The 6,313-nt window shown below is 59.4% G+C and carries 5 protein-coding genes; 2 read left to right on the forward strand and 3 right to left on the reverse strand.

What is annotated here, in order from left to right:
• Window positions 1-8: 8 nt before the first annotated feature.
• The 3 genes from QZR30_RS12285 to QZR30_RS12295 form a co-directional block, all read right to left on the reverse strand.
• Complete coding sequence (locus QZR30_RS12285) at window positions 9-668, reverse strand: TetR/AcrR family transcriptional regulator (protein ID WP_043051758.1); 660 nt, start codon at window positions 666-668, stop codon at window positions 9-11.
• Window positions 669-755: 87 nt separating this feature from the next.
• Entirely contained in the window at window positions 756-2,150 is a 1,395-nt protein-coding gene (locus tag QZR30_RS12290; protein ID WP_311903352.1) for a uracil-xanthine permease family protein, read from the reverse strand.
• Between the two features lie 87 nt (window positions 2,151-2,237).
• Entirely contained in the window at window positions 2,238-3,158 is a 921-nt protein-coding gene (locus tag QZR30_RS12295; RefSeq protein ID WP_043051756.1) for a LysR family transcriptional regulator, read from the reverse strand.
• A gap of 126 nt (window positions 3,159-3,284) precedes the next feature.
• Here QZR30_RS12295 and QZR30_RS12300 point away from each other — a divergent pair, with 126 nt between their 5' ends.
• Entirely contained in the window at window positions 3,285-4,634 is a 1,350-nt protein-coding gene (locus QZR30_RS12300) for an aspartate aminotransferase family protein (RefSeq protein ID WP_003188272.1), read from the forward strand.
• Window positions 4,635-4,673: 39 nt separating this feature from the next.
• Window positions 4,674-6,167 carry a CoA-acylating methylmalonate-semialdehyde dehydrogenase gene (locus QZR30_RS12305; protein ID WP_056847042.1) on the forward strand — a complete coding sequence of 498 codons (1,494 nt, stop codon included), beginning with the start codon at window positions 4,674-4,676 and terminating at the stop codon, window positions 6,165-6,167.
• Window positions 6,168-6,313 lie beyond the last annotated feature (146 nt).

Genomic DNA, 6,313 nt, shown 5'->3' on the forward strand with positions numbered 1-6,313 from the left:
CGCTTCGTTTATTGGGCTGGCTTGATGCCGCAGCCTTTGAGGATGATCTGGATCAGATTGGTGCCAGCGTCTTCCATGTCCTGCTTGGTCAGCTTGGTGCGACCGGTGACGCGGCAGATCTGGGTGGCGAAGTCGGCGTAGTGCTGGGTGCTGCCCCACAGCAGGAAGATCAAATGCACCGGGTCGACGGGGTCCATCTTGCCGGCGTCGATCCAGGCCTGGAACACCGCCGCCCGGCCACTGAACCAGGCGCGATAGTCTTGGCTGAAATATTCGGTGAGGCATTCGCCGCCGCTGATGATCTCCATGGCGAAGATCCGCGAGGCTTGTGGCTGGCGTCGCGAAAATTCCATCTTGGTGCGGATATAGCGCGTGAGCGCCACGGCTGGGTCGTCCTCGGCGGTCAGCGCGTTGAAGGTGCTGTCCCACAGTTCGAGAATATTGCTGAGTACCGCGATGTACAGCCCCAGCTTGTTGGTGAAGTAGTAGTGCAAGTTGGCCTTGGGCAACCCGGCACTGGCAGCAATGGTATTCATGCTGGTGCCTTTGTAGCCATGGCGGGCGAATTCATCTTCAGCAGCTTGGAGAATCGCTTGTTCGTTCTTTTGCCGAATGCGGCTGGCGGGTTTACCGGCGTGGTTGCTGTGGGCAGGAACTTCGAGGCTCATGGAGGTTTCCGTGCTGATCGATAGAGACGACGTGTGCACAGATAACCCACCCTAAAGCCCCAGACAAGTCCCGATGCAATAAAACCGTCAAAGCGGTTCCAGGCTGTCGCTTTCTGGCGTGTGATTTACGGCAGTGGTGCTCGGCTTGGCTTCCGGCAGTAACAGGCACAAGAGGATGGCGGTGAGGCCGCCGCTGGTGATGGCGGAGTCGAACAGGTTCTGCACCAGTGTTGGCATCAGGTGCAGCAGGTTGGGCTGGGCAGCGATACCCAGGCCGACGCCGAACGAGGTGGCGATGATCAACATGCTGCGTCGGTCCAGCGGCGCCTGGGCAAGAATACGCACGCCGGCAGCGGCCACACTGCCGAACATCACCAGGGTCGCGCCGCCCAGCACTGGTTTGGGAATTTGCTGCAGCACGGCGCCGATCAGCGGAAACAGGCCGAGACAGAACAGCAACGCGCCGATATATAAGCCGACGTAACGGCTGGCCACGCCGGTGAGTTGGATCACGCCATTGTTCTGGGCGAAGGTGGTATTGGGGAAGGCGCTGAAGGTGGCAGCGATCATGCAGCTCACGCCATCACCCAGCACGCCGCCCTTGAGTCGGCTTATATAAGAGGGGCCGCTGATCGGTTGGCGGGCAATCATGCAATTGGCAGTGAGGTCGCCGACGGTTTCGATACTGCTGATCAGATAAATCAGCGCTATCGGCAGGAAGGCGCTCCAGTCGAAGTTGAAACCGAAGCGGAACGGCGTAGGCAGGCTGATCAGGGGCAGGTCAGGCAGGGCCTGGGGAGTGAGTTTGCCGCTGAACCATGCGGCCAGGCTCCCCAGGGCCAGGCCGATGATGATCGCCGAGAGGCGTACCCATGGGGTGTTGGAGCGGTTGAGCAGAATGATCGTCAGCACCACGAACAAGCCGAGCGCCAGGTTGGCGGGGGCGCCAAAGTCCGGTGCATTGAAGCCGCCGCCGAGATCGGTGATGCCCACCTTGATTAGGCTGATGCCGATCAACGTAATCACAATCCCTGTAACCAGGGGCGTGATGACTCGGCGCAGTTGGCCGATAAAGCGGCTCAGCACGATCTGTACCGCCGCGCCGAAGAAGCACACGCCGAAGATCATCGCCAGAATATCTTCCGGGCTACCGCCGCGTTGCTTCACCAGAAAGCCTGCCGACAACACCGCGCCGAGAAATGCAAAGCTGGTGCCTTGCAGGCAGATCATCCCGGCGCCTATACCAAACGGCCTGCGTGCCTGGATGAAAGTACCTACGCCCGAGACCATCAGCGCCATGCTGATCAGGTAGGGCAAGTGGGCGGTGAGGCCGAGAGTAGAGCCGATGATCAGCGGTGGGGTGATGATGCCGACGAACGCCGCCAGTACATGTTGCAGTGCTGCCAACAGTGCGGGCAGTGGTTTCGGGCGGTCGTTGAGGCCGTAGATCAGGTCGCTGGAGCTGGAGGATTCTGGGGGCATGGCGGGTTAACTCGAGGCGGACGGTTCAAGGTCCCTGTGCCTTGCAAAAAGCTGTCCACCTGCTCAGCTTTTACCCTGAAGCCCGAGTTAGCGGGTTGCGGCCAGGCTTTCCAGGAAGCTTTCCAGCACCAAATGAGGGCGCCGACCCTTGCGTGTGACCGATGCCAGGCTCAAATCGTAAAAACGTGTAGCTGGTTTCAGCGCGCGCAGTCGGCCTTGTTGCACCCACAAGCTGGCGTAGTGGTCGGGCAAGTAGCCGATGTAGCGGCCGGTAAGGATCAGGAACGCCATGCCTTCACGGTCCGAAGCGCTGGCGGTACAGTTTAGCGCCTGGTAGTGGGCCTGGATCTGTGCGGGCAGGCGGAAGGTGGGAGCGATGGCGTCCTGGTCGTCGATGCGTTCGTCTTCCAGCTGCTTGTTGTCGGCATAAAACAATGGGTGGCCGACTGCGCAGTAGAGTAGTGAGCGTTCGCTGTACAGCGGCTGGTACTCCAGGCCCGACAGCGCGCTGGCCTGGGGCACGACGCCGACGTGCAGGCGCCCGTCGAGCACACCTTGCTCCACCTCATTGGGGGCGATCATGCGGATCTGGATTTGCACGTCCGGGCCTCGCTCCTTCAACTGTGCCAGTGCATGGGTGATGCGCATATGGGGCAGGGTGACAAGGTTGTCGGTAAGGCCGATGATCAATTCGCCGCGCAGGTGCTGGTGCAGGCCGTTGACCTCAGTGCGAAAGCTTTCCAGGGCACTCAATAATTGCAGGGCTGACTGATAGACCTCGCGACCTTCCTCGGTCAGTGAAAACCCGGCGCGGCCGCGTTGACAGAGCCTTAGCCCGAGGCGCTGCTCAAGGTCGCTCATCTGTTGGCTGATCGCCGAGCGGCCGATGCCGAGCACGGCTTCTGCTGCCGAGAAGCCGCCGCACTCCACCACGCTGCGAAAAATGCGCAACAGGCGAATATCAAAGTCGCTGACTTGCGCCAAAGGGTCGGGACGACGGCTGCTCATAGTTTAGTGAAGTCCTGACTGAAGGTTAGAAGAGTTGGATTTCATCGACTTTAGCCCCGTGGCAATTTAGCTGCAACAACGCTTTTCCGATCCCGACGCTGCCTTTTGCCTTGCGAGGTTTTGCTGATGAACATGCCCGAAAACGCCCCATCGTCCCTGGCCAGCCAACTGAAGTTGGACGCGCACTGGATGCCCTACACCGCCAACCGTAACTTCCAGCGTGACCCGCGCCTGATCGTGGCCGCCGAAGGTAGTTGGTTGACTGATGACAAGGGGCGCAAGGTCTACGATTCGTTGTCGGGGCTGTGGACCTGTGGCGCCGGGCATACGCGCAAGGAAATCCAGGAAGCCGTGGCCAAGCAACTGGGTACCTTGGACTATTCTCCAGGTTTCCAATACGGTCATCCGTTGTCTTTCCAGCTGGCGGAAAAGATTACCGACTTGACCCCAGGCAACCTGAATCACGTGTTCTTCACCGACTCCGGCTCCGAGTGTGCCGATACCGCAGTGAAGATGGTGCGCGCCTACTGGCGCCTGAAAGGCCAGGCCACCAAGACCAAGATGATCGGGCGCGCACGCGGCTACCACGGTGTGAATATCGCCGGTACCAGCCTGGGCGGCGTCAACGGTAACCGGAAGTTGTTTGGTCAGGCGATGATGGATGTTGACCATCTGCCTCACACCTTGCTGGCGAGCAATGCGTTCTCCCGTGGTATGCCAGAGCAGGGCGGTATTGCGCTGGCCGATGAATTGCTCAAGTTGATTGAGCTGCATGACGCGTCGAACATCGCGGCAGTGTTTGTCGAGCCGATGGCCGGTTCCGCTGGCGTGCTTGTGCCGCCACAGGGTTACCTCAAGCGTCTGCGTGAGATTTGCGATCAGCACAATATCCTGCTGGTGTTCGACGAAGTGATCACCGGTTTCGGCCGCACCGGCTCGATGTTCGGCGCCGACAGCTTCGGCGTGACCCCAGACCTGATGTGCATCGCCAAGCAGGTCACCAATGGTGCGATCCCGATGGGCGCGGTGATTGCCAGCAGCGAGATCTATCAGACCTTCATGAACCAGGCGACTCCGGAGTACGCCGTGGAATTCCCCCACGGTTACACCTACTCGGCGCACCCGGTGGCTTGCGCGGCGGGCCTGGCGGCATTGGACCTGTTGCAGAAGGAAAACCTGGTGCAGAGCGTAGCCGAAGTCGCGCCGCACTTTGAGAATGCGCTGCACGGTCTGAAGGGCAGCAAGAATGTGATCGACATCCGTAACTACGGTCTGGCTGGTGCGATCCAGATTGCCCCGCGTGACGGGGATGCCATCGTGCGGCCGTTCGAGGCTGGCATGGCCTTGTGGAAAGCCGGTTTCTACGTGCGCTTTGGCGGTGACACCCTGCAGTTCGGGCCAACGTTCAACAGCAAGCCGCAGGATCTGGATCGTCTGTTTGACGCGGTCGGCGAAGTGCTGAACAAGATCGACTGATTTCTCTTTCTATATAGAACAATTTTTCAGGAGCCCTGCATGAGCCTTATCCAGCATTTGATCAACGGCCAGTTGGTCAGCGACAGCGGCCGTACCGCCGATGTGTACAACCCATCCACTGGCCAGGTGATTCACCAGGTGCCGTTGGCCAGCCGCGAAACCATTCAAAGTGCGATCAACTCGGCAAAGGCGGCGTTCCCGGCCTGGCGTAATACGCCGCCGGCCAAGCGTGCGCAGGTGATGTTCCGTTTCAAGCAATTGCTGGAGCAGAACGAAGCGCGTATCTCGCAGTTGATCAGCGAAGAACACGGCAAGACTTTGGAAGACGCGGCGGGCGAGCTCAAGCGCGGGATCGAGAACGTGGAGTACGCGTGCTCGGCACCGGAGATTCTCAAGGGTGAGTACAGCCGCAACGTGGGGCCTAACATTGATGCCTGGTCGGACTTCCAGCCGTTGGGCGTGGTGGCGGGGATTACGCCGTTCAACTTCCCGGCCATGGTGCCGTTGTGGATGTACCCGCTGGCGATTGTGTGCGGTAACTGTTTCATCCTTAAGCCGTCCGAACGTGATCCAAGCTCGACGCTGTTGATCGCGCAACTGTTGCAGGAGGCCGGCTTGCCTAAAGGTGTACTGAGTGTGGTGCACGGCGACAAGGGTGCGGTGGATGCATTGATCGAAGCGCCGGAAGTAAAAGCCTTGAGCTTTGTAGGCTCGACGCCGATTGCCGAGTACATCTATTCCGAAGCGACCAAGCGTGGCAAGCGCGTACAAGCGTTGGGCGGGGCGAAGAATCACGCTGTGCTGATGCCGGATGCAGATCTGGATAATGCCGTGAGTGCCTTGATGGGGGCGGCGTATGGTTCTTGCGGTGAGCGTTGCATGGCGATTTCGGTGGCGGTATGCGTGGGTAATCAGGTGGCGGACGCGTTGATCGCCAAGTTAGTGCCGCAGGTCAAGGCGTTGAAAATTGGTGCGGGCACCTCTTGCGGTCTGGATATGGGGCCATTGGTGACGGGCCAGGCGCGGGATAAGGTCAGTGGCTACATAGAAGAAGGTGTGGCTGCGGGTGCGGAGTTGGTGGTTGATGGTCGCGGTTTGAGCATCGCTGGGCATGAGCAAGGGTTCTTTCTCGGCGGCAGCCTGTTCGACCGCGTGACCCCTGAGATGCGCATCTATAAAGAAGAAATCTTCGGACCGGTGCTGTGTGTGGTGCGAGTCGACAGCCTCGAAGCTGCAATGCAACTGATCAATGATCACGAATATGGCAATGGCACCTGCATCTTCACTCGTGATGGTGAGGCGGCGCGGCTGTTCTGTGACGAGATTGAAGTGGGCATGGTGGGAGTCAATGTGCCGCTGCCAGTTCCGGTTGCCTATCACAGCTTTGGTGGTTGGAAGCGCTCGCTGTTTGGCGATCTGCATGCCTATGGGCCGGACGGGGTGCGTTTCTACACCCGTCGCAAGGCGATCACCCAGCGCTGGCCGCAGCGGGCTAGCCATGAAGCGTCGCAATTCGCCTTCCCTAGTCTTTAAAGCTTGGTAAGTGGAAAGCCGGCTCCTTAGAGCCGGCTTTCGCGTTTTCGGAGCTTTTTTGATCGATATGACAGAAATGTGAAAAAGAAGGTTGACGACAGATTCCATACGCCTATAATTCGCCCCACTTCCGGCGCAGTAAAAAT

Source organism: Pseudomonas sp. rhizo25 (assembly GCF_031931935.1).
In the GTDB taxonomy this organism is placed as follows: domain Bacteria; phylum Pseudomonadota; class Gammaproteobacteria; order Pseudomonadales; family Pseudomonadaceae; genus Aquipseudomonas; species Aquipseudomonas synxantha.